18 protein-coding genes and 1 tRNA gene are annotated in these 22,121 nt (G+C 45.1%); 15 read left to right on the top strand and 4 right to left on the bottom strand.

The genetic code is table 11. From position 1 onward, the window contains the following. Positions 1-49: 49 nt before the first annotated feature. Positions 50-652, bottom strand: a complete 603-nt coding sequence (locus ACR64J_RS09450; protein WP_435949438.1) for a YceI family protein — start codon at positions 650-652, stop codon at positions 50-52. Between the two features lie 370 nt (positions 653-1,022). Between ACR64J_RS09450 and ACR64J_RS09445 the strand changes: the two genes are divergently transcribed. The 3 genes from ACR64J_RS09445 (at position 1,023) to ACR64J_RS09435 (ending at position 3,745) form a co-directional block, all read left to right on the top strand. Continuing rightward, the gene (locus ACR64J_RS09445; protein WP_317198738.1) at positions 1,023-1,796 is read left to right on the top strand and encodes a class II aldolase/adducin family protein; all 774 of its coding nucleotides are present in this window, start codon (positions 1,023-1,025) and stop codon (positions 1,794-1,796) included. Positions 1,797-1,800: 4 nt separating this feature from the next. Next, positions 1,801-2,676, top strand: a complete 876-nt coding sequence (locus ACR64J_RS09440) for an alpha/beta fold hydrolase (RefSeq protein ID WP_435949437.1) — start codon at positions 1,801-1,803, stop codon at positions 2,674-2,676. Between the two features lie 217 nt (positions 2,677-2,893). Next, positions 2,894-3,745: a sterol desaturase family protein gene (locus ACR64J_RS09435; RefSeq protein WP_435949436.1), complete on the top strand. Its 852-nt coding sequence runs from the start codon at positions 2,894-2,896 to the stop codon at positions 3,743-3,745. 197 nt (positions 3,746-3,942) lie between these two features. On the opposite strand, the gene ACR64J_RS09430 is transcribed toward ACR64J_RS09435, so the two are convergent. The 3 genes from ACR64J_RS09430 to ACR64J_RS09420 form a co-directional block, all read right to left on the bottom strand. Further along, a complete protein-coding gene (locus tag ACR64J_RS09430) occupies positions 3,943-4,839 on the bottom strand; it encodes a 3-hydroxyacyl-CoA dehydrogenase (RefSeq protein WP_317198735.1) in 897 nt (298 codons plus the stop codon). Between the two features lie 386 nt (positions 4,840-5,225). Beyond that, the gene (locus ACR64J_RS09425; protein ID WP_435949435.1) at positions 5,226-6,005 is read right to left on the bottom strand and encodes a transglutaminase-like domain-containing protein; all 780 of its coding nucleotides are present in this window, start codon (positions 6,003-6,005) and stop codon (positions 5,226-5,228) included. Between the two features lie 558 nt (positions 6,006-6,563). After that, a tRNA-Val gene (locus ACR64J_RS09420) sits at positions 6,564-6,640 on the bottom strand. Positions 6,641-6,818: 178 nt separating this feature from the next. On the opposite strand from ACR64J_RS09420, the gene ACR64J_RS09415 reads away from it, so the two are divergent. From ACR64J_RS09415 to moaB, 12 genes are all read left to right on the top strand, one after another. Beyond that, positions 6,819-7,661: a HesA/MoeB/ThiF family protein gene (locus tag ACR64J_RS09415; protein ID WP_435951062.1), complete on the top strand. Its 843-nt coding sequence runs from the start codon at positions 6,819-6,821 to the stop codon at positions 7,659-7,661. Positions 7,662-7,905: 244 nt separating this feature from the next. Beyond that, positions 7,906-10,275: an FdhF/YdeP family oxidoreductase gene (locus ACR64J_RS09410; RefSeq protein WP_435949434.1), complete on the top strand. Its 2,370-nt coding sequence runs from the start codon at positions 7,906-7,908 to the stop codon at positions 10,273-10,275. A gap of 60 nt (positions 10,276-10,335) precedes the next feature. Then, on the top strand, positions 10,336-11,322 hold the full coding sequence (gene fdhD / locus ACR64J_RS09405) for a formate dehydrogenase accessory sulfurtransferase FdhD (RefSeq protein WP_435949433.1): 987 nt from the start codon (positions 10,336-10,338) through the stop codon (positions 11,320-11,322). Positions 11,323-11,344: 22 nt separating this feature from the next. Next, positions 11,345-12,013 carry an oxygen-insensitive NAD(P)H nitroreductase gene (gene nfsB, locus ACR64J_RS09400; RefSeq protein ID WP_435949432.1) on the top strand — a complete coding sequence of 223 codons (669 nt, stop codon included), beginning with the start codon at positions 11,345-11,347 and terminating at the stop codon, positions 12,011-12,013. Positions 12,014-12,234: 221 nt separating this feature from the next. Then, positions 12,235-12,873 carry a 2Fe-2S iron-sulfur cluster-binding protein gene (locus tag ACR64J_RS09395; RefSeq protein WP_317198729.1) on the top strand — a complete coding sequence of 213 codons (639 nt, stop codon included), beginning with the start codon at positions 12,235-12,237 and terminating at the stop codon, positions 12,871-12,873. After that, positions 12,870-13,862: an FAD binding domain-containing protein gene (locus ACR64J_RS09390; protein ID WP_435949431.1), complete on the top strand. Its 993-nt coding sequence runs from the start codon at positions 12,870-12,872 to the stop codon at positions 13,860-13,862. The genes ACR64J_RS09395 and ACR64J_RS09390 overlap by 4 nt, the downstream gene beginning before the upstream one ends. 2 nt (positions 13,863-13,864) lie before the next feature. Continuing rightward, a complete protein-coding gene (locus ACR64J_RS09385) occupies positions 13,865-16,378 on the top strand; it encodes a molybdopterin cofactor-binding domain-containing protein (RefSeq protein WP_435949430.1) in 2,514 nt (837 codons plus the stop codon). A gap of 102 nt (positions 16,379-16,480) precedes the next feature. Next, on the top strand, positions 16,481-17,800 hold the full coding sequence (locus ACR64J_RS09380; protein WP_435949429.1) for an XdhC family protein: 1,320 nt from the start codon (positions 16,481-16,483) through the stop codon (positions 17,798-17,800). Further along, positions 17,797-18,507, top strand: coding sequence for a nucleotidyltransferase family protein (locus ACR64J_RS09375; RefSeq protein ID WP_435949428.1), 711 nt, complete (start codon positions 17,797-17,799; stop codon positions 18,505-18,507). Before ACR64J_RS09380 ends, ACR64J_RS09375 begins: the two co-directional genes overlap by 4 nt. A 225-nt stretch (positions 18,508-18,732) precedes the next feature. Beyond that, positions 18,733-20,028, top strand: a complete 1,296-nt coding sequence (locus ACR64J_RS09370) for a molybdopterin molybdotransferase MoeA (protein WP_435949427.1) — start codon at positions 18,733-18,735, stop codon at positions 20,026-20,028. Positions 20,029-20,170: 142 nt separating this feature from the next. Next, positions 20,171-21,271: a GTP 3',8-cyclase MoaA gene (gene moaA / locus ACR64J_RS09365; RefSeq protein WP_435949426.1), complete on the top strand. Its 1,101-nt coding sequence runs from the start codon at positions 20,171-20,173 to the stop codon at positions 21,269-21,271. A 319-nt stretch (positions 21,272-21,590) separates the two neighbouring features. After that, the gene (moaB, locus tag ACR64J_RS09360) at positions 21,591-22,121 is read left to right on the top strand and encodes a molybdenum cofactor biosynthesis protein B (RefSeq protein ID WP_435949425.1); all 531 of its coding nucleotides are present in this window, start codon (positions 21,591-21,593) and stop codon (positions 22,119-22,121) included.

Genomic DNA, 22,121 nt, shown 5'->3' with positions numbered 1-22,121 from the left:
TATTATTCACTCTGACCAAAACTATTCTAACCTAGTAGCCAATTTTTAGTTACTTTCTAGCCGCTTCTACTTTGATATTTAGATTTAAATTTTTGGTGAGTCCAAACCAAGCATATTTATCTATATTCCATTTGGTTCTATCTATGGTCGCGGTAAAATTACCAGCGCAAATCTCACGGCTCAAAGTGGTATTCATACTACAGGTAAACTCAGTGGCCTTTAGGCTAATAGGGTGCGTCTGACCGTGCAAGGTTAAGTTGCCATCGACACGCGCCACCTCTGTTTGATTAAAATACCAGCGAGTCGATTTAAACTGAGCCAAAGGAAAGTTTTGCGCATCAAAAAAGTCAGGCCCTACTAGCTTACTATTAAAAGCTTGATTGCCAGTATTGAGTGATTTGATAGGAATAACTAATGAGATGTCGCCAGTCATGGCGCTGGAATCATATTGCAACTGACCTTTAACATTATAAAACCCGCCCGTTGTAGTATTGGTTTTAAAACGATCAATAGCGAAGCGTACATTGGTATTGGCAGGGTTGATGACGTAACTGGCAGCGTGACTGGTTTGCGCTGCGCTCATTATCACTATAGGCAGTATCAAAAAGGCAAAGAGGTGAGATGTCTTTTGGGCGAGACAGTGAGCGCTCATGAAGCTACATTCCTTTGTAAGCTTTGAAATCTAAATTTGAGAGCAGTCCATACTTTATATAACAAGTAAAACTCTATGAGCCAGTTATACATTGTTTTTCAAGAACTTAGTAGCTAGGTTTTGCATTTTTTTATAACTCTCTTCTATTGCTAGGGGGTTTCATATTTGCTAAAAAAGTGAGCATTAGCAATCAATAGACAGCTGTTAGTAAATCATCCTAAACACTCGAAAAACAACTGACTTTATTCGCCTATCACAAAAAGAGTTGACCGCTTCATACGCAGAACGTCATTGCCTTTATTCTATTTAAGGTATAAGTTTGAAATACACTATCTTTAACAACAAGACTAAAACCGTCAAGGACGACACCATGCAAAACGAGACAAATATAAAAGCCAGCATCAAAGATCAAGTCAGCGAGTCAGAATGGCAAATGCGAGTCGACCTTGCTGCCTGTTATCGACTCATCGCTATGTACGGCTGGGATGATTTGGTCTTCACTCATATCTCAGCGCGCGTGCCCGATACCGAAGACGAGTTTTTGATCAATCCTTACGGACTATTATTCGAAGAGATTACTGCTTCCAACCTCGTCAAAGTCAATCAAGCAGGCGAGAAAGTCGCACATTCAGACTACGATATCAATCCAGCAGGCTTCACTATCCATAGCGCGGTCCATAATGCTCGTCATGACGCTCATTGCGTGGTGCATTTGCATACCAGTGATGGCGTTGCAGTATCCGCGCAGACAGATGGCCTGCTGCCGTTGTCGCAGCAATCGCTATTTCCGTTATCTAATCTGGCCTATCACGACTACGAGGGAGTTGCTCTAAATCCTGAGGAAAAGGTGCGTTTAGTGGATGATTTAGGCGATGCTAATTTTATGATTTTGCGTAATCATGGCTTGCTCACCTGTGGTAGCAGCGTCGCCGATGCGTTCTTGTTTATGTATATCACCCAAAGAGCGTGCGAGGTACAAATCAAAGCCCAGAGTGGCGGCAATAAACTCACCCATATACCGCCGCAGATATTGGCAGGTATTCAAGCGGCGTCAAAAGAGGTCACCAAAGGCGCGGGTGGCGATATTGCATGGCCTGCACTACTACGTAAGCTGCGCCGTATTGATCCTTCATTTGAGGAGTAATCCTATGATGACAGTCAATGATTGGCAGCAGCAGGGACAGTTTGAGTCAATCAATGGTCAGCGAATATTTACGCGCCAAGGTGGTGATAAAGATGCGCCAGCGCTACTGCTCATTCATGGCTATCCGAGTGCCAGTTGGGACTGGGAGGGCATGTGGGAGGCGCTGACTGAGCACTATCATGTGATTACTCTCGATATGCTGGGTTTTGGGCTGTCAGATAAACCCAAAAACGCTAAATATCTCATCAGTGAACAGGCTGATATCTTTGAGGCGTTTTTGCGTCAATTGGGTGTCGATAACTATCATATCTTGGCGCATGATTACGGCGATACCGTAGCGCAAGAGCTGCTAGCAAGACAGGTGGATGTGAGTTGTGATTTGCATATCGCGAGCGTCTGCTTCTTAAATGGTGGGCTGTTCCCCGAGACCTATAGGCCGATTTTGATACAGAGACTATTGCTATCACCACTCGGATCTTTGGTATCCAAGCTCTTTACTAAGGCAAAATTTGCGACGAACTTGCAGCGCATATTTGGACCCAAAACCCCGCCAACCCCTGAGGTCATTGACGTGCTATGGCAGTTGCTCGTGCACAATGATGGTCTGTCGGTGATGCACAAACTCATTAATTATATTCCGCAGCGAAAGCGCTACCGTGAGCGCTGGGTCGGAGCGATTATCAATAGCCGCGTACCTGTCAAGCTGATCGCTGGCGCCAAAGACCCGATCTCAGGTCAGCACATGGTCAACCGCTATCGTGAGTTGATTCCTAACGCTGACATCACGGTAATGGCAGAGCTGGGTCACTATCCGCAGATTGAAGATAGCGCAGCTATCAGTGCAGCTTATTTGACGTTTAGAAGCAGCATTGGCGAGTAATCGCTTATGATCAAAACCTCGTTTGTATAGTCGATACTCAATTAAACAGATACGTCGCATTATAGCGCGAGGCTGAAAAATTTTTTCTTGCGTGCTGTGCCTATGCCGACAGATGCTACAAAAAAATATTTTAATCTCGCTGTATCGTTTTTATCTTAAACTGGCTATATCTGTAAACTTCGAAAACAAAAACAGTATTTAAGGTAATGGATAACCTATGGATGTGTTTTCATATTGGCAAGGGTTCTATAAAGATCCTTGGTTTTGGCAATTCCCGATGGCGACGCTTGCTATTAGTATGGGCGCATTTTTGTTAGTAGCGATTCCATGGACGATTATCGCTTGGCGTGATCCTATCTCCCTTCGCAAATATAAAATCCAATCCAAACCGTTTGAGATGAAAAAGTTTCTGTTACCCTCTATCGGTCGTATTGTCATCAATAATATCATTTTGGCGTCATTATTAATTCTCGTTTGGCCACTACTCAAGCTCACTGGCGTGCATAATGGCGAGTTGCCTGCTTGGTATTTTATCATCGCCCAACTGGTGTTTTTTGTGCTGCTCGATGATTTCTTATACTACTGGATGCATCGCTATATGCATGAGAATAAGTGGCTGCTCAAGCATATTCATAGCGTGCATCATCGCATTCACAACACCTGCGGCATCAATGGCAATTACATGCACTGGGTCGAGTATTCGCTTACAGCAACGCTTACCTTAGTCGGTCCGATTCTCTTGGGCGCGCACATTTATGTAGTGTGGCTATGGGTCATCTTACGTCAGGTAGAAGGCGCGGACGGTCATATCGGCTATGATATTCCGTGGAATCCTGCGCATCTATTACCCGTCTACGAAGGACCTGTGTATCACGATTTTCATCATGCCAAATTTAAAGGCAACTACGCAGGGTTCTTACCTTATCTAGACAAGTATATGGGCAAAACGCATATTCCTGCTTATCTAAGCTACCTAAAAGCAAAAGCCAAAGGGCTTACACCGCTGGAGATTGAACAAAATGAGCTACAAGCGATGAAGTTAAGAAAGCAAAGGAAAAGGGGGTCTTAAGGCAAGCTTCTAAAATATAGTGACATAGAGGTATCGTTGCGCCAGACTCGTTGTTTGTATTTATAATTATGAAACAAAAAAAGTCGCTACTGCTGTGTTAATACTAGCAGTAGCGACTTTTTTTGTATTCGATAGTAAAAGGAAGTTTCAGATGTTTTGAGCGTTTTAAGGACACTCAACATCGTTAAAGTGAGCGTTTACTTTAAAAAGTCAGGATTCATATAAGCAGGATTGGGATAGGTATAAAACCCTTCACCAGTTGCAGCGCCTAATTTATTTTGATCAATCAGCTGCTCTTTTAGATACTTGACCGCTTTAAACCTTACAGGGCTCTGCGTCTTTTCAGCAGTCATTTTAGTAATGTTGTATGCCGTATTAATCCCTATAGTATCCAAGATACCAAACGGCCCTACAGGCGCACCTGTCACTATCATCCAAGTCTTATCTATGGTATGCGGATCAGCAACTTCTTTGGCGAGTAGTTGCAAGCCTGCATCGATAAAAGGCGCCAATAAACTATTCATAATGTAGCCGGGTTGCTCTTTATACAGCGGCATTGGCACCATACCGATATTGGTGGCAAACGCCACTACCTCATCAAATACTTTAGGGTCGGTTCCAGGATGTCCCATAATTTCAGCGACATTATGCATCCAAATTTTATTAGCGAAATGTAGAGCCAAAAACTGTGCAGGTCGCCCCGTTGATTCAGCGAACTGACTTGGGAGTAGGGTAGAGGTATTGGTGGCAAAAATTGTTTTTTGCGGGGCAAGTTTAGCCAGTTTTTTATAAAATTCGATTTTGATCTCTGGAATCTCAGGAATGGCTTCAATCAATAAGTCAGCGTCTTTGACTGATTCTGCGAGATCACAGGTGTAGCTTAAATTATTAAACGCTGTATCCAACTGCTCTTGCGTCGCTCTCATATCTTTTTTAAAGGCTTTGCACATCCACTCAAACTTTGACTTTGCATGCTCCAAGACCTCATCATTGATATCATAGACGGTGACATTAAAACCATGATAAGCGGCCTGAAAGGCGATTTGATAGCCTAAAACGCCGCTTCCTGCGACAGTTACATTTTTATAAGTCATGATGAATTCCTAAGAATAAAGTAGTGATTTCTAAATCTAACTATAGTCAATTCAAAGTAAAATTGTCATAAATTTAAACGCGCTATTGATATACATTTTAATTGCGTGTTGTTATCTTTCGATGCTGCGTAACCTATGTTTTAAAAATTAGCATCGCAGCAGCGCTATATCATTTTTAGAGTGAATCTACTATATAGCAAACCCTAAAACCAGTTCTACACTTATTTTAGTTTATTATGGGCTATACCATAATCTTGCATACGTTATACAAGTAGCCTATGTCTTACGGATAAAAAAACCTCAGCTTAGGATTAAAGCTCTTAAGATTGGGCTGGACTAAATGGCAGAGGTCTTAAACGCAGGCCTGCACCTCTAGGGTCAAAACCCTAAGACTGTCTGGTCACAGATACCGATTGGTTGACCAAATCCATGGATCCGAACGCGGTTAAGAATGCGACGCTGGACGCGTCAGCTCCAACACCGATGCGTGCCATCGTGTCGGCACCTGCCATGCCAGTTGGATCAATGAGGTGCCAGCCCCCCTCAAGATAGACCTCAGCCACGGCATGAAAGTCTTGCGGCTTCACATCGGGCGCATAAACGCTCGCGAACCTAGCGGGTATCGACGACGCGCGCGCTAGGGTCACAAGAACATGCGCAAAATCGCGGCATACGCCCTGACGTTGAACAAAGCTATCGAGCGCGGTAGTTTGTGCATGGCTCGATCCGGACACATAGCTAAAATTTGATTCGATCCAATTGCGCATCGCGGCAATCCGTGCGCCGCCAGCAAGATCACCGAACTCAGCGTCCACAAAGGCTTGGAACTGGTCTGACGGGCAATAGCGCGACGGCATCAAATGCTTGATCGTCTCTCCGGGCAAACGATGGAGGGGCACTTGGTGTAGTGCTGATATATCCAAAGCAGGACGGTCAATGGCAATTTCTGCGAGGTAAGTGCAGCTAAAATCCCCGTCAGCACGGATCCAAATCCGCTCTCCTATGCCATCATCGGCGCCAACTCGTGAAAAATGCGCAACGTCTGATGTCCAAATCTCGACCGAACGTACCTGCTGATCCACAAGATCAGCGGCTTCGATCTGAAGCAAAAGGTCCATCGGCGCGGCGAGCCGATAATGGAGTTTGACATCAAGTTTGAGGATCATGTTTGAACTCCCTAAGGGTATTGTTCTAGTGAGCTAACGATCGCGTGAGGCTTTCTGATTGGCGCAAGCCAACAGCGCTGCTGCGCAGGCTAATCAAATGTTGCAAAGAGGCGCCCCGACTATAGCAGAGCCTGAGACAGGCAGCGATGCCTGACAGGGTTAAATGACTATCATACCGCTTTTCATAGTCAAAAGGTGAGACATCACCCATTGCACTATGTAGCCTGGATGCATTAAACCTGAGAAGCGTCAAAAGTCGATTAATGATCGATTTCGCTTTGCAAGACAAGAATAATTCTCCTTATTATAATGCTATAGCGTCGATGCTAGCTGCGAGGCCAGCACGTTTGTATTTTTTAATAAGTTTACAGTAAAGGTCGAAAATAGAGGTTTAATTTTAATAGTTTTTTAACGCTGGTCACCGTCATATTTTTAAATAATTTAAATCTGATTGCGTAATCATGACTATGAGTCGATGTAAGCAAGAATTTTCCCCCACAGCCCATATATAACAGACGAAAAAAAGCCCCAGTCGTTAAACTGGGGCCTTCTAAAATTTGGTAGGCATAAGCAGATTCGAACTGCTGACCTCTACCATGTCAAGGTAGCGCTCTAACCAACTGAGCTATACGCCTATTTAGGATGAGCATTTTAGCAAGTTTTAGCGACTTTGCAAGCGTTTATTTAACTATTCAGGCATTATCACAATAAAAGCGCATACTAATATCAATCATAAACTGCTACGCCTATTGTACAATGTCCTATGTACCTTAGAATAAAGAGAGTTCAATGTCAGATTTAACGCAGCGAATAATGCCGCAGACAGTGCTAGAGACAACGTCAGCAGAGCTTATGCTAACTGATAATGAACTCATGCGTTACGCCCGTCAAGTGTTACTCAGTGGTTGGGATATCAGTGCTCAGCTACGTCTCAAGTACAGTACGGCAATCATCGTTGGTGCAGGCGGCTTGGGGTGTCCGGCATCTGAGACCTTAGCGCGGGCAGGGGTTGGTCATATCCATCTGATTGATGATGATGTGATCGAGATGAGCAATTTACAGCGGCAAACGTTATTTACTGCCAAGGATATCGGACATAATAAGGCCAAGACCGCTTGTCAGGCACTACAGCAGATTAACCCTTTGATTGAGGTGAGCTATAGTACCGAGCGTATAAATGCGCAATCAACAGACAATTTGTTTGCCTTTATAGCGCAGAAAAAAACCCTCTTATCCTCTGCTAATATCGATAATCACTCAAATATTTTACTGCTTGATTGCACTGACAATTTTGCTATTCGTGAGCTGCTAAATGAGATTAGCGTAACACAGCGTTTGCCACTGCTCTCGGCCTCAGCGATTGCTATGACAGGGCAGCTTGCTCTGTATGAGCCGTACAAAGACACGGGATGCTATTACTGCGTGTTTGGTGAGACGTTATCGAATAATAGCACCGCGCAAAACTGTGCCAACTCGGGTGTGCTCGCTAGTACCACAACGGTGATGGGCAATATGCAAGCCAATCTTGCGTTGCAATATCTAGGACTAGGCGTTAATCCCTTATCAGGTCAACTGCTCAATTGGGATGGCAGACATCTGAGTCAACACAACATAAAATTTAAAAAGGACAGTCATTGTAGGGTATGCGCAGGTTAAATGAGACAAATTAATAATTAACAGACTATCACACGTTCCATGTTTTTAGGTTTAGCGCTTTATCTTTTTGCTTTAGGTTATTTATCTTACACATCACGTTTACTTTTGTGAAAAAGTAGCCAAATGACTAGATTTCTACTGGCTATTTTTAAGTTTACGTTGAATACTGGTTAGTACAGCTGTTTTTAGTTTCAGCGTTTACGTTTTATCATATTTTAATGACACAAATGACATGAGGTCTCCTATGCGCAAGATTCCTATTTATGCCCATCCTGCAGCCGGTTGGCCTGCGCTGGTCGCATCGACTCGTAAACTTATGGATTACAAAGCATTTTTGCGCGGGAGCATGAGCGTACTGATGAGTAATCAGCCAAACGGCGGCTTTGATTGCCCGGGTTGCGCGTGGCCTGATCACAAGACGCATAAAACTTTAGATGTCTGTGAGACAGGTTTTAAGGTGATTGCTAGTGAGACCATGTCTACTAAAGCCGACGCAGCCTTTTTTGCCAAGCATACGGTAACCGCACTACAAAGCTGGACAGGTTATGAGCTTGAGCATAGTGGACGCTTGTCAGAACCAATGGCGTACGATGCGGCGCAAGATCGTTACGTGCCAATCTCTTGGGACGCCGCTTTTGAGCGTATTGCAAGTCAGCTTAATCAATTGGACTCTCCTGATGAGGCGCTGTTTTACACCTCAGGGCGTGTAACCAATGAGCCCGCTTTTCTTTATCAGTTGTTTGTGCGTCTATATGGCACTAACAATATGCCCGATTGCTCCAATATGTGTCATGAGCCAACCTCAGTGATGCTTGGTCGTCAGCTGGGCGTAGGTAAGGCGACGGTAATGCTAGAGGATTTTGAGCGGGCGCGCCTGATCATTATGTTCGGTCAAAACCCTGCGACCAACCATCCGCGTATGCTTGAGATGCTCGCACACGCCCATAAGCAAGGCTGCAAGATACTCTCGGTCAATCCAATGCGTGAGCAGGGGCTAAGCGCCTTTAGAAATCCGCAGAAACCGACGCACATGGCAGCAGGTCAGAGTGATGATTTGGTCGATGATATGATCCAGATCCAGATCGGAGGGGATGCGGCGCTCTTGACAGGTATTGCAAAATGGTTACTTGAGAATGATAAGATAAATACTGATTTTATCGCTGAGCATACCTCAGGGTTTGAGGCACTACAGCAGTGGCTCATAGAGCAGTCATGGGCAGATATTGAGCGCGGTTCAGGTATTGATCAAGCGCAAATCATTGAGGTTGCACGCTTAGTTGCCGATAGTCCAGCGACTATCTGTACATGGGGTATGGGTATTACTCAGCACGTCCAAGGTGATGATAATGTAGCGATGATCACCAACTTGCTACTACTGATGGGTATGATAGGTATCGAAGGCGCTGGCGCGTCTCCGGTGCGTGGTCACTCCAATGTACAGGGCGATCGCACTATGGGTGTCCATGAACGCCCAGATAAAAAACTACTCGATAGTCTTGAGCGCGTGTTTAAGCAGCCGATGCCTCGTGAAGATGGTTTTGATGTCGTTGCAGGTGCCAAAGCTTTGATTGCAGGTAAGCTTAAAGCCTTTGTAAGTATGGGTGGTAACTATGCGGTAGCTGCGCCCGATATGAGTGCAATCCAGCAGGCATTGACCACCACTGAACTCAACGTCTTTGTCGCGACAAAGCTCAATGGCACTATGCTGCACCCTGGCGCTAACAATATTATCTTGCCTTGTATCAGCCGTACCGAAAAAATTATCACCAGTAAAGGCGAGCAGTTCGTTACAACAGAGGACTCGATGTGCCAGATTGCGCGCTCTAAGGGTAACCTCAAGCCGATCAGTGATACACTTAAATCTGAGGTGCAGATTGTCGCTGACATGGCAACTCATGTACTGGGCGGTAAGTTCGACATTCCTTGGCAAAAGATGGGTGAGGACTTCGATATCATTCGTGATTACGTCGCCCAAGCTATCGACGGTTTTGAGAATTTTAACTACCGTGTACGCGCCGCTGATCGTGGTTTTCATCTGTATCATCCTGCGCGTCATCGTGTTTGGAATACCGACAGTAAAAAAGCGCAGTTTGAAGTGCCCAAGTATCCAATAACCTTTGTCGCAGAACAGATGCAATCGAAAACCTCTGCCCTTAATAAAGGTGCCAACAGCATTATCGATAGTCAAAACCGCAAGCAGCAGGTTTGGCAATTAACCAGCGTACGCAGTCATGATCAGTTTAATACCATGATATTTGGCTACAAAGATCGCTATCGTCAAACTGATCGCCGTGATGTGCTGTTTATGCATCCTGATGAGATAAGCCGATTAGGCTGGAGCAAAGGCGATAAAGTTCAGATTACTCGTGAGACCAGTAGCGGCGAGAAGCGCGTATTGGGACCACTGGTATTGACAGAGATGGACATCGCCGCCAATGCAGTCGCTACCTATTATCCTGAGTGCAATGATCTATTTGATCTAGACACTCAAGCACCAGACTCGCATATACCAGCGTATAAATCGGCAACGGTTGTCTTAGAAAAAATGGCTATGATACAGCAGACTAGTAAAGACAAAACTGCTGAAGATATGAGTTTGGCAGTACCCGCGTAATGAGATAAACAGTGATCAGGGCGCTATTTTATAATGTCGTTTATATGTGCATGAGTAGTTATGAGTATTGATACAGACCTTGAGACAGCGCGCGCATTGACATCAGTATCGCCTTTGTCACGTCATCATTTAACGCATAAACACTATTACTCAAAGACTAAGAACACAAAGAATAATTTTGACGAATCGCTCAGTGCAGGGTCGATAAGTGCAATAGATGAATTCGATATCGATAGTCAGCAGGCAAGCTTAGCTGTCGAAGCTGCTGTCTCTATTGTGATTAATGGTATTCACTACGCTGTGTTGATGGCAAGTCCCCAACAGTTAGAGTATCTGGCTGTTGGGTTTTTGTTTAGTGAAGGGCTGATCGATCACAGTCGAGACTTACTCGATTGGGACGTTACGCAACTGACCGACAGCGCCAGTTTTGCAGCCTTTAGCGACAGTACACAGTCATTAGAGCATTTGTTAGATTATGATATTTACGTGGTAGAGCTGGTACTCAACCAGCGCTGTCATCAGCGTATTCAAGCACAAAAGCGCCAACTGGCAGGTCGAACGGGCTGCGGTATGTGCGGTATCACAGGACTCGCTCAAGCACTGCCTGATCTGAGTGCTTATCAGGGCTCAGTAACCTCTCATTCCAAGCCAAGCTTACGCCCAGAGTTAGATACTTTGCTGGCGATACGAGCGAAGATCGATATGGCCCAACACACTCATCAACTGACAGGCGCTGTGCATGCGGCGGCGACAGTTTATGAGGGTCAATTGTATCTATTTGAAGATGTTGGACGTCATAATGCTCTTGATAAACTGATTGGCTGGCAACTTCGGCAAAAGGCCGACATCGATTGTGTGGTGATGACCTCGCGCTTATCTATTGAGCTGGTACAAAAATCTATCCGTATGCGCCTGCCTTGGTTAGTAGGTATGTCAGCGCCAACCAGTACAGCGGTGCGCGTTGCAGAGCGTTACGGATTGGGACTGGCGGGATTTTTGCGCCAGGACAGAGTAACTTACTACGCAGGCTATGATACGAGTAAATAATAACTAAAAAGGTCATAAAACGATGGCGCATGAGTTAACAGATTTATCTGAGGTTATGACTTGGCGTTATAGCGTTAAGGACTATGATACAAACAAAAAATTATCAGCGGCTGATTTTCAGAGCTTAAAAGACGTGTTACGTCTAAGCCCGTCGGCGACCAACATTCAACCTTGGCATTATGTCATCGCTGATGATAACGCGGGTAAAGAGCGCATTGCTAAAGCGACTGATGGTCATCATGAGGCTAACTCGCATAAGATAAGAGATGCCTCACACGTTATTGTCTTTTGCAGTTTGGCGCATGCAGACAATGAATATCTGCAAAAAGTGCTAGACAAAGAAGATGCCGATGACCGCTTTACTAAACCCAAACACAAAGATCAAATGGACGCTAAGCGCAAAAAGTCTATCAATAACCATCGCTACGCAACTAAAGATGAAGCACACTGGTTAGCGCAGCAAGTACACATTGCGATGGGGTCGCTACTACTTGCGGCAGCTATGCTCGGTATCGATGCAACACCGATGGAAGGAGTAGATTTTGCAGTGCTAGATGAAGAGCTGGATTTAAATACTAAAGGATTTAGCTCAATTGGCGTTGTCAGTCTAGGTTATCGAAGCGGGGATGGCTATAACGCGACTTTGCCCAAATCACGCCTTAGTGAAGCTGACATCATGAGCAAAGCTTAGTTGCTTTTGTAATAAACACGAGTAAAGACTCTTTAACCTCAAGCGCTTATGGCGCTTTTTTTGTGAGTAGTCATTTACCTAAATATTTTAGTTTGCTCAAAAGTATTACAAAGGTAAAACACAGTAAGCGTATTGATAGGTCATAATACACTTACTAAATGTTTAGCTCACGTTTATGTCTTTACCCAAAAACAATAACCAACTGCCAGCGGGAAGCCAGCATGTCTAATTTGACGTTAACGATTAACAACCAAGAGCATCGATTCGATGACCTTGACCCTCGTACCACTCTTCTTGATTTATGTCGTCAGCACTTGCAAATAACGGGTCCCAAAAAGGGCTGCGATCACGGTCAATGCGGCGCTTGTACTATCCTCATCAATGGTGAGCGTATTAATGCTTGTTTGACTCTAGCCGTCATGCATGATGGTGATGAGATCACGACGATTGAAGGTATCGGTATGCCAGAGTCGCTGTCTGAGTTGCAACAAGCCTTTAAAGATCATGATGCGTTTCAGTGCGGTTACTGTACGCCTGGGCAGATCTGTTCTGCGACAGCGCTTATAGATGAGGTCAAACAAAACTGGCCAAGCTATGTCAGTGAAGACTTGCAAAATCCTGATGGGCAGCTTATACAAGAAATCGCTGAGCGTATGAGCGGTAATATTTGTCGCTGCTCCGCTTATCCCAATATCGTAAGCGCCATCTCACAGGTATTGCAAAACCAAGCTGGTGACTCATCGAAGAATGACACAAGCAAAAAGGCAGTCACTGGCATCTGGTCACCGCCGCCAAGTCAGACCCAGCTAGGTAAGCCAAATAATACAACGCCAAGTCGTACATCAGGAGACCGCTCATGAAACGCTTTGAATATATTCGCGCCCTTGAGCCGCAGCAAGCGGTTATGTTTGCTACTCCCAAAGACGCTTCCTTTATCGCAGGCGGCACCAATCTACTTGATTTAATGAAGCTTGAAGTTGAAACTCCGACTAAACTGGTTGATGTTACGCGTTTAGAGCTTACGCAAGTAGAAGACACAGAAGATGGCGGTTTACGTATCGGTACCCTCGTTAGTAATAGTGACTTGGCTGCGCATCCTAAAGTGATTGCTCATTATCCTGTGTTGTCTCGCGCTATATTGGCAGGGGCGACCGGTCAGCTACGCAACAAAGCGACCACAGGCGGTAATTTTTTACAGCGGACGCGCTGCTATTATTTTTATCAGACTGATAGCGCCTGCAATAAGCGCAATCCAGGATCAGGTTGCCCTGCTATCAATGGCGAGAACCGCACTCTAGCGATTTTGGGCACGAGCGACTCTTGTATCGCGCAGCATCCCTCCGATATGGCTGTAGCCATGCGCTTATTAGATGCCACTATCGAGACGGTCAAAGCAGATGGCTCAACTCGCAAAATTGATGTCAAAGACTTTTATTGTCTGCCAAAAGATACGCCGCATATCGAAAACGTTTTGGAGTCAGGTGAGCTGATTACTCATGTCGTTCTGCCAGCACCTATTAAAGGTATGCACACTTATGACAAAGTGCGAGATCGCGCTTCTTATGCTTTTGCACTCGTCTCTTGCGCTGCAGTCGTAGATACTGATGACGATGGAAACTTGGCAACCGTACGCTTAGCCTTTGGTGGTATCGGTACTCAGCCATGGCGCAATGAGGACGTTGAAGCCTTGTTAACCAGCACTGATGGCAATGATGACATTATCGCGCAGGCTGCGGACTTATTACTAAAAAATGCCAAAGGTAGTGGTCAAAACGACTTTAAAATACCACTTACACGTCGTCTACTCAAACAAGTCATTGGCCGTGCATTAGCAGGCGAGGGAGCATAATCATGTCATTATTAGATACCGTATTACCGTCAGAACCGACCAATAAAGAGACGATGAACGAGTCTGTTGATACCCTATTCGACAACACGGCTAGCAATGTAGTAGGCAAGCCGATCAATAGAGTTGAAGGCTCACTAAAGGTGAGTGGTCAAGCCGCTTACAGTGCAGAGATTTCAGTAGATAACCAGGTGTATGGTGTCTTGGTAGGTGCCACTATTGCCAAGGGCGAAGTCGAGAACATCGATAGTGAGTCGATTGCTGATATTCCGGGTATTATCAAAGTCGTTACCGACCCTAAGCAGTTTTTGCGCAATGCCCAGCAAGGCGGTATGACCAAAGCGCCAACGCAAGGCGTCAGTGAAGTTTTTTATCACGGTCAGCCTATCGCAGTAGTCGTTGCCGAAACGTTTGAGGCGGCAAGAGAAGGGGCCAAAACGCTCAAAGTAACTTATAAAGATGAGACAGACAAGGCCGCTGTAGATTTTGAGCAAGAGCTGCCCAACGCTCATGATGTCGATGAAAAAAAGGGCTCAGACAAAAACGCTGAGCAAGGCGACCCTGAGCAAGGGCTTAGTGATTCTGAGGTCACCCTCGATCGCCTTTATCATACGCCAAGCCAAAACAGCGCCGCTATGGAGCCGCATGCGACGCTTGCGTTTTGGGAAGATGATAAGCTAACGCTGTATTCTTCAAACCAAATGATTGCTTCTTGTAAACAGCAGATTATGGATGCACTAGACTTAGATAAAGATCAGGTACATCTTATCTCCTATTATGTCGGTGGCGGCTTTGGGAGTAAGCTTGGCATTGCGCCTGAGTCTATTGCTGCTGCTATCGCTGCAAAAGAAGTTGGGCGTCCCGTACAGGTTGTAATGACACGCCCACAAGTGATGGAGGCGACGATCAGACGCTCAAACACGCGTCAGCGCATCGCTATTGGCTGTGATAATGAAGGCATTATTAATACCTTCATTCATGATACTACTACCAGCAATTTGCCAGGAGAGGCATTTTTTGAGCCGACGGCATTATCTACTCATTATCTATATCGTGGCGAAAACCGCCGCGTCCACTACCAGATGGTAGATATGAATCAAGTGCTATCAGGCTCTATGCGTGCTCCAGGCGAAGCCGTGGGTATGATCGCGGTTGAGTGTGCTATGGATGAGCTGGCCTCACAGCTAAAGATTGATCCAATCGAGCTGCGCCGCCGCAATGAGCCCGAAGAAGATCCTAGCGAAGAGATTCCATTCTCAACTCGTCAGCTAGTCGCTTGTATGGAAAAAGGTGCAGAGCAGTTTGGGTGGGATAAGCACAACCCTCAACCTGCCAGTCAACTACAAGGCGATTGGTGGATAGGGATGGGCATGTCGGCAACCTCTCGTGGTAATATGCTGCAACCTTCTCAAGCAAGAGCAATCTTGCAAGTAGATGATACCAAAGAGCTTGGCGTTCGAGCTATCATCGAGACGGACATGACCGACATCGGTACGGGTTCCTATACGGTGTTTTCTCAAATTGCAGCTGAGCTATTAGGACTGCCGATTGATCACGTTGAGATGAAGCTCGGCGATAGTGATTTGCCAGCCGCCTCTGGTTCTGGCGGTAGCTTTGGTGCTGCGAGTGCAGGTAGTGGTGTCTATTTAGCTTGCGAGCAGCTACGCGAAATGCTTGCAAAAAAAGTAGGACTTCATGCCGATACTATTCGCCTAGATAACGGTCAGATCAAAAAAGCAGGTGAGCATCAGCCTAGCAAGGCAGAAGCCGCTATTGGAGCAAGTAGAGAAAAAGTAGCAGACTTTGTCGATAAAAACTTGGTGGAGAAAGGAGTAGTCGATAAAAGCGTGGTAGATAAAGTATCAGGCTTGGTAAATAAGGCTGCAGACTTGGCAGATAAAGTGTCGGCAAAGACAGGTATGCCGCTTCCTGAATTAAAACCTGCAAATGAGCAATACGACTTTAGCAAAGCGCAATCGTACGCCTTAGCTGATATCATCGCTGAATATGAGGAGCGAGAAATCAGTGCTAAAGGTCAGATCAAACCGGGCAAAAACGGTAAAAACTACCGTCAAGCCTCTTTCGGTGCCAATTTCGCTGAAGTTGCCGTGCATAGATTTACCGGTGAGATTCGGGTTAAGCGCATGACTGGAGTATATGCTGCTGGACGTATTCTTAATCACAAAACGGCGACCTCGCAGTGCTATGGCGGTATGATATTTGGTATTGGTTCTGCTTTGATGGAAGAAGTCATCCATGATAAACGCGACGGCCGACTGTGCAATCATGACTTGGCGGAGTACCATGTTCCTGTCAATCTAGATGTACCGCAACTGGATGTTATTCTTTTAGAAGAGGACGATCCATACACCAACCCTATGCATATTAAGGGTATTGGCGAGACGGCAATCTCTGGATCAGCGGCAGCGGTTGCGAATGCGATTTATAATGCCGTTGGCGTGCGTGTATATGACTTTCCGATTACTCTAGATAAGCTTTTAGCAGATATGCCTGAGTAACCTCAAGTCCGAACTCGTCTTTGACCATCCTTTAAAACCTGCTCATTATTATCTTTAATATTAAGCAGGTTTTATTTGTTTTTTAAAAGAATGAATTAAACTATGAACCAAATCGCTGATATCCTCAAATTAGCAAGTGTTGCTCAAAGTCAAAATGTTGATGCTGTACTGGCAACGGTCGTACGCACCGAAGGCTCAGCGTATCGCCGTGCGGGCGCGATGATGCTTATTTGCGAGGATGGACGCTCTGTCGGCATGATTAGTGGTGGTTGCCTTGAGCCGCATATTATCAAACGCGCCTTTTGGCTTACTCGCAATGGCGCAAGCGTACAAGTCTATCAAACGGGCGATGATATTGAATATACGCAAAGCGGTGAAGCGCACGCTCCTGTCGATAAAACTGTAGCTAGTGAAACGATAGCGCCAGATGATTCTGTAGAAGCAGATTTAGATGACGACTATGATCTTGATTTAGATGAGCTAAATTTTGGCTTAGGGTGCAACGGACGGGTGCATGTGCTGTTTGAGCGCTTAAGGACAGCGACGGCGCTATTAGACATCATCAGGCAAGTTCGACATACCCAGCAGCCCGTTACGATAGCGACGTTGATTCGTACTGATAATGCTTCTGAGAGTCAGATGCAAATCGGTATGCGCCTTCATTTGGATGACGATACTCAGCCAAAGATAGCATCAGATCTTTTTATAAATGCTCACGATAGCTTTGAGCAAACTGATTTAAGCCTAATTAATAGTACTGCTTATAGTACTGCCAAAAAATTAGCTCAGCACAAACTAGGTAATAACCATACTAAATACCTGATTATAAAAAGTGAAGATAATAAACAGCCAACCACAGAGTGGCTCATGCAACGATTAGAGCCGCAAGTCCGTCTATTGATATGCGGCGCAGGCAATGATGTGATGCCACTGGTCACCATGGCAAAGTTGCAAGACTGGCATGTCACCGTCGTAGATAGTCGCGCGCAATATGCTACGCGGATACGTTTCCCGCAGGCAGATGAAGTGCTGCCGCTAGCGTTAGACGATACGGATACCTTGCTCAAACTCAGCGAAAACGCTGCCGTCGCTCTAATGTCGCATAGCCTTAGTCAAGACCGTGCTCGCCTTGCTGCATTATTGACAGGTGTCAACCATAAATATCTGGGACAATTGGGCCCGCGCTATCGTACCGAGCGTCTAATTGATGAGATTAAAGCTACAAAATCTGATGCTAGTGTTTTAAATGAGGGTATCGATAAGCTGCATTATCCTATTGGCTATAAGCTGGGTGGCGATGGGCCCGAAGCTTTAGCACTGGGTATCATGGCGCAGATTAACGCAGTTACGCATAATCAAGCACCGCCAGCTCAACATATAGATTTAGCAAATAACGATATAGCTATGATGAGCCACGCATGATGATGCAAAACCATGCTGTTATTATTTTGGCAAGTGGTCTTAGTCAGCGTTTAGGTCAAACAAAACAGCTACTTAAAAAAGAGGGCGAACCCTTAATCTGCTATATGACTCAGCTGGCCTTAGCGACTCAGCCGCAAGTTATTGTGATGGTTACCCCTCAAGGCAATCTGTCAATAGATACTGCTATTAAAGGTATGATCGATCAGCAGGATAATGTGCATAGGATTATAAACCCAACACCTGATACAGGTATGGCGCATAGTTTGTACTTAGGTATTGAGGCGTTAAATCATTTAGACAGCAATGATAGTTTATCAATCAATAGAGTATTGATTATGGGTATTGATCAAATCTTACTCGATAAAGAGCATTTGCAAGCCTTGCTGGTAGCATCGCAAAGAGTAGTTGCTAGCAGATACAGCAGTTTAAATAACTGGAGCGATGAGCAAAATTCAGATAGAACAGTGGCTCATAATACCGTCAAAAAAGATATCGTTGGACTGCCGTTAGTCATTGATTATGAGCTACTAAATCAATGGCAGGCATTACTAACAGGGGATAAAGGCCTACGTCACTTAATCAGAGGTCTACCAGCTGACCAAATTAGCAGCGTCGTTAATCCTCAGCTTAGCTATGATATTGACACCCCTTACCAACTCGCTCATGCTAGAGCGCAAAGATGGATTGATATAGTCGAATCCAAATAAATCAGATAGGTAGCTACCAAGTTGCTTGATAAAAATTTGTTTTTCGCAGCCTTTGTCGGCGTAGGCACAGCACGCAAGAAAAGCAAATTTTCATCTCGCTGTATCGTTTTTGTATTGAATTAACTATAGTTAGTACAAAGTAATTTTTATAGCGCAGTTTTTGACGTTTAATACTGTAAGTTCAATACTATAAGTTTAGTACTATAAATAAAAAAGAGTATTTTTATGATTACTATGGAAGCCTTGCAATCAGCGATAAAACAGCGCGTAGAGGATTATAATAATAACGATTTTTCTCTAAAGCAGAGAGCTATTAAAACGTGCGCTTTGCAAGACAGCCGCAATCAGATACTAGCGCAAGATATCGCCTCAAACTTTGATGTACCCCGGCAAAACCTATCGGCGATGGATGGTTATGCTATCGCTCAAGGCAGCACACTATCGGCAGATAGTTCTATCGAGATCATCGGTGAGTCACAAGCGGGCAGCGCTTATACAGGTCAGCTTGCAGCAGGGCAAGGTGTGCGTATTTTTACAGGGGCGGTGGTGCCTGATAGCTGTGATACTGTCATCATGCAAGAGAACACCAACTTTGCAGAAATAAAAGACACGCTTGATAAATCAAAGCCTTACGCCATTACGCTCACGCAAACGGCTCACATCGATAGCAATATTCGCAAGCAAGGCGAAGAAATAGAGCAAGGTGAAGCGGTCTTAAAAGTCGGTAAGCGCCTTAACCCTACGGATATCAGCCTACTTGCCAATTTAGGTGTGAGCCAAGTTAATGTCTTTGAGCCGCTTATCGTAGGGGTGCTCGCGACAGGGGACGAGCTCGTTGCTGTTGGCGATAAGCTGACAAGTCTTGCGCAAATATATAACTCCAACACCCCAACACTAAAGACTTTGCTGGCGGATTTGCCGATTACCATCCGCGATTATGGCATTATCCCTGATAATTTGGATAAGACTACGGCTGCTATCAATGAGGCTATGCAAGACTGTGATGTGCTAATCTCTACCGCTGGCGTGTCAGTGGGCGATTATGATTTTTTGACCACAGTGATCGAGCAATTGGGTCAGATTAACCACTATAAAGTGGCGATGAAGCCTGGTAAGCCCTTCATGTTTGGTGAATTAAACAAAGATTTAGATAAGCCTGTATTGTATTTTGGCTTGCCAGGTAACCCATTATCTACAGTCGTAGGCGCGCTACAGTTTGTGATTCCAGCGTTGTGGCAACTATCAGGCGCTAGCGTATCTGAGCAACCGATGCAAATAAATGTCAAAGCCATGCTAATAAATGACATCAAAAAATCAGTCGGTCGCAAGGACTTCCAGCGCGGTGTATTGTCGCAAAGCGCGGCAGGCGAGTATCAAGTGGAGTGTTTTTCAAGACAGCAATCACATAGAATCAAACAGCTTAGTCTTGCCAACTGTTTTGTCGTGTTGGACAAAGACAGCGGCGATGTCGCAGCAAATAGTGAGGTGATGGTGCAGCTTTTTCCTTGGCTACATCGCTAACTATTGATCGAATAGTTGATTATGTGTTTGCCAATTCACTTAAAGATCACTACAAGAAAAGTTGCGGATAAACGGTACAATAGGGTGATAGACGATAAGCGCAAGTAGCGTTTACAACTAGCAATACCGATGGTAGTAAATTATGAATGACGATACTCTTAACCTAAGCAGTGCTCAACTGTATTCGCCAGCCACGTCCGCTATAGCTGACAGCTTTGGGGCGTCGTCTTTCGCTGCGCCTGCCAGTTCTGCAGAGCATTTAGACACTAAGCCTTTAACGGACGGCTTTGCCCGTCGTTTGACTTACTTGCGGCTATCTATCACCGACTTTTGCAATTTTCGCTGTGAGTATTGCCTGCCCAATGGCTACCAAGGCAAGCGCCCTGATGACGAGCTAAGTATTCCTGAGATTGCTACGCTTATTCGCGGTTTTGCTCAAGTTGGCACCAAAAAGGTCAGAATCACTGGTGGTGAACCCTCCATTCGCCGTGACGTGGTCGAGATTATTCAAACCATTAAACAGACACTGGGCATAGAAACCGTTGCCATGACCAGTAACGGTTATAAGCTGGGTAAACATCTACCTAGTTGGCAAGCGGCTGGTCTTGATCAGCTTAATATCAGCATGGACAGCTTTGACGCCGCTACCTTTTATAAGATGACGGGTTTTAATACTTTGCCGCAGCTGCTCGCTGATATGGATACCTTGCTTACGACCACAGATATCAAACTTAAGATTAACAGTGTGTTAATGGCAGAAACCGCCTTTGAAAATCTGATAACCGCTATCGACTACGTCAAAGACCGACCCGTCACTTATCGTTTTATAGAATTTATGCAAACCAGTGATAACAGTGATCTGTTTTTTGCCCAGCATGCGCACTCCGATACCATCATCGATTACCTATTAGAGCACGGCTGGCAACCTCACGAGCGCGGTAGTAGCGATGGTCCAGCGGTTGAGTATAGTCATCCAGACTATGTTGGACGTATTGGTATGATTGCCCCTTATGCGGCGCACTTTTGTGATACTTGCAATCGTCTGCGAGTAAGCAGCCAAGGCAAAGTGCATCTGTGCTTGTTTGACCAAGGCAACTACGATATCCGTCAGCACTTACAAAGCAACGATGTACGAGGGTTGGTCGATACCTTACATAGCTTTATGCCGATCAAACCTGAGCATCATCATTTGCATGAGTCTAATAGTGGCATTATGCATAATCTATCGATTATCGGTGGGTAGGTTAGGGCGTGTTTGAGTATTCACAAGAAGGCACTGCTGATAGCTAAAATATTTCTAGTCTAAGTGAAAATTGCAGGTAATGCAGATGCCTTGGCTAGATTTTTACAACGACTAGGGCGATTTTAGCATCAGCCTTGCAGGACAGGACTATTTTTTGCCACTTTATTGATAAAAATAGACCCTTAGAGTAACTAAGCTTGCTATTTTTATCTGCAAATTGCCTAAAAAATAGTCTCTATCAGTGCCACGGTCGAATGCTCAAACACGCCCTAGTAGCCACTTTTGAATAATTAAAGTCTGTATTTTATTAGGAACTTTTATGAGTAAGCCTGCTGCTAGTTTTATACCCCTTAACCTTGCTATTTTGACCGTTTCTGACAGTCGTACGCTGGCAGAAGATACCTCGGGTCAGTATTTAGTAGACAGTCTAACTGAGGCAGGCCATCACTTGGCTGATCGTAAGCTTATCACCGATGATATCTATCAGATTCGAGCGGTCATTAGTGGCTGGATTGCCGATCCAAATGTGCATGCGGTGATTACCACGGGCGGTACTGGGTTTTTTATCAGAGATAGCATGCCAGAGGCGGTAAGCGTGTTGTTTGATAAGTCAATCGATGGCTTTGGTGAGATGTTCCGTCTGATCTCAAAAGACGAGATTGGCATGTCAACGGTACAGTCGCGCGCCGTTGCAGGCATGGCGAATAATACAGGTATCTTTTGTTTGCCAGGCTCGTCGGGCGCGTGCCGTACAGGCTGGGAGAGTATCTTAAAAGAGCAGCTCGATAGCCGTACGCGTCCGTGCAACTTTGTACCGCACTTTATGGCACAAAATCCTACTCATAATTAA

The organism is Psychrobacter sp. DM8 (assembly GCF_051307025.1).
GTDB lineage: Bacteria > Pseudomonadota > Gammaproteobacteria > Pseudomonadales > Moraxellaceae > Psychrobacter.
Note: the sequence above shows the minus strand (reverse complement) of the source record. Positions and strands in the feature narration are given on the sequence as shown.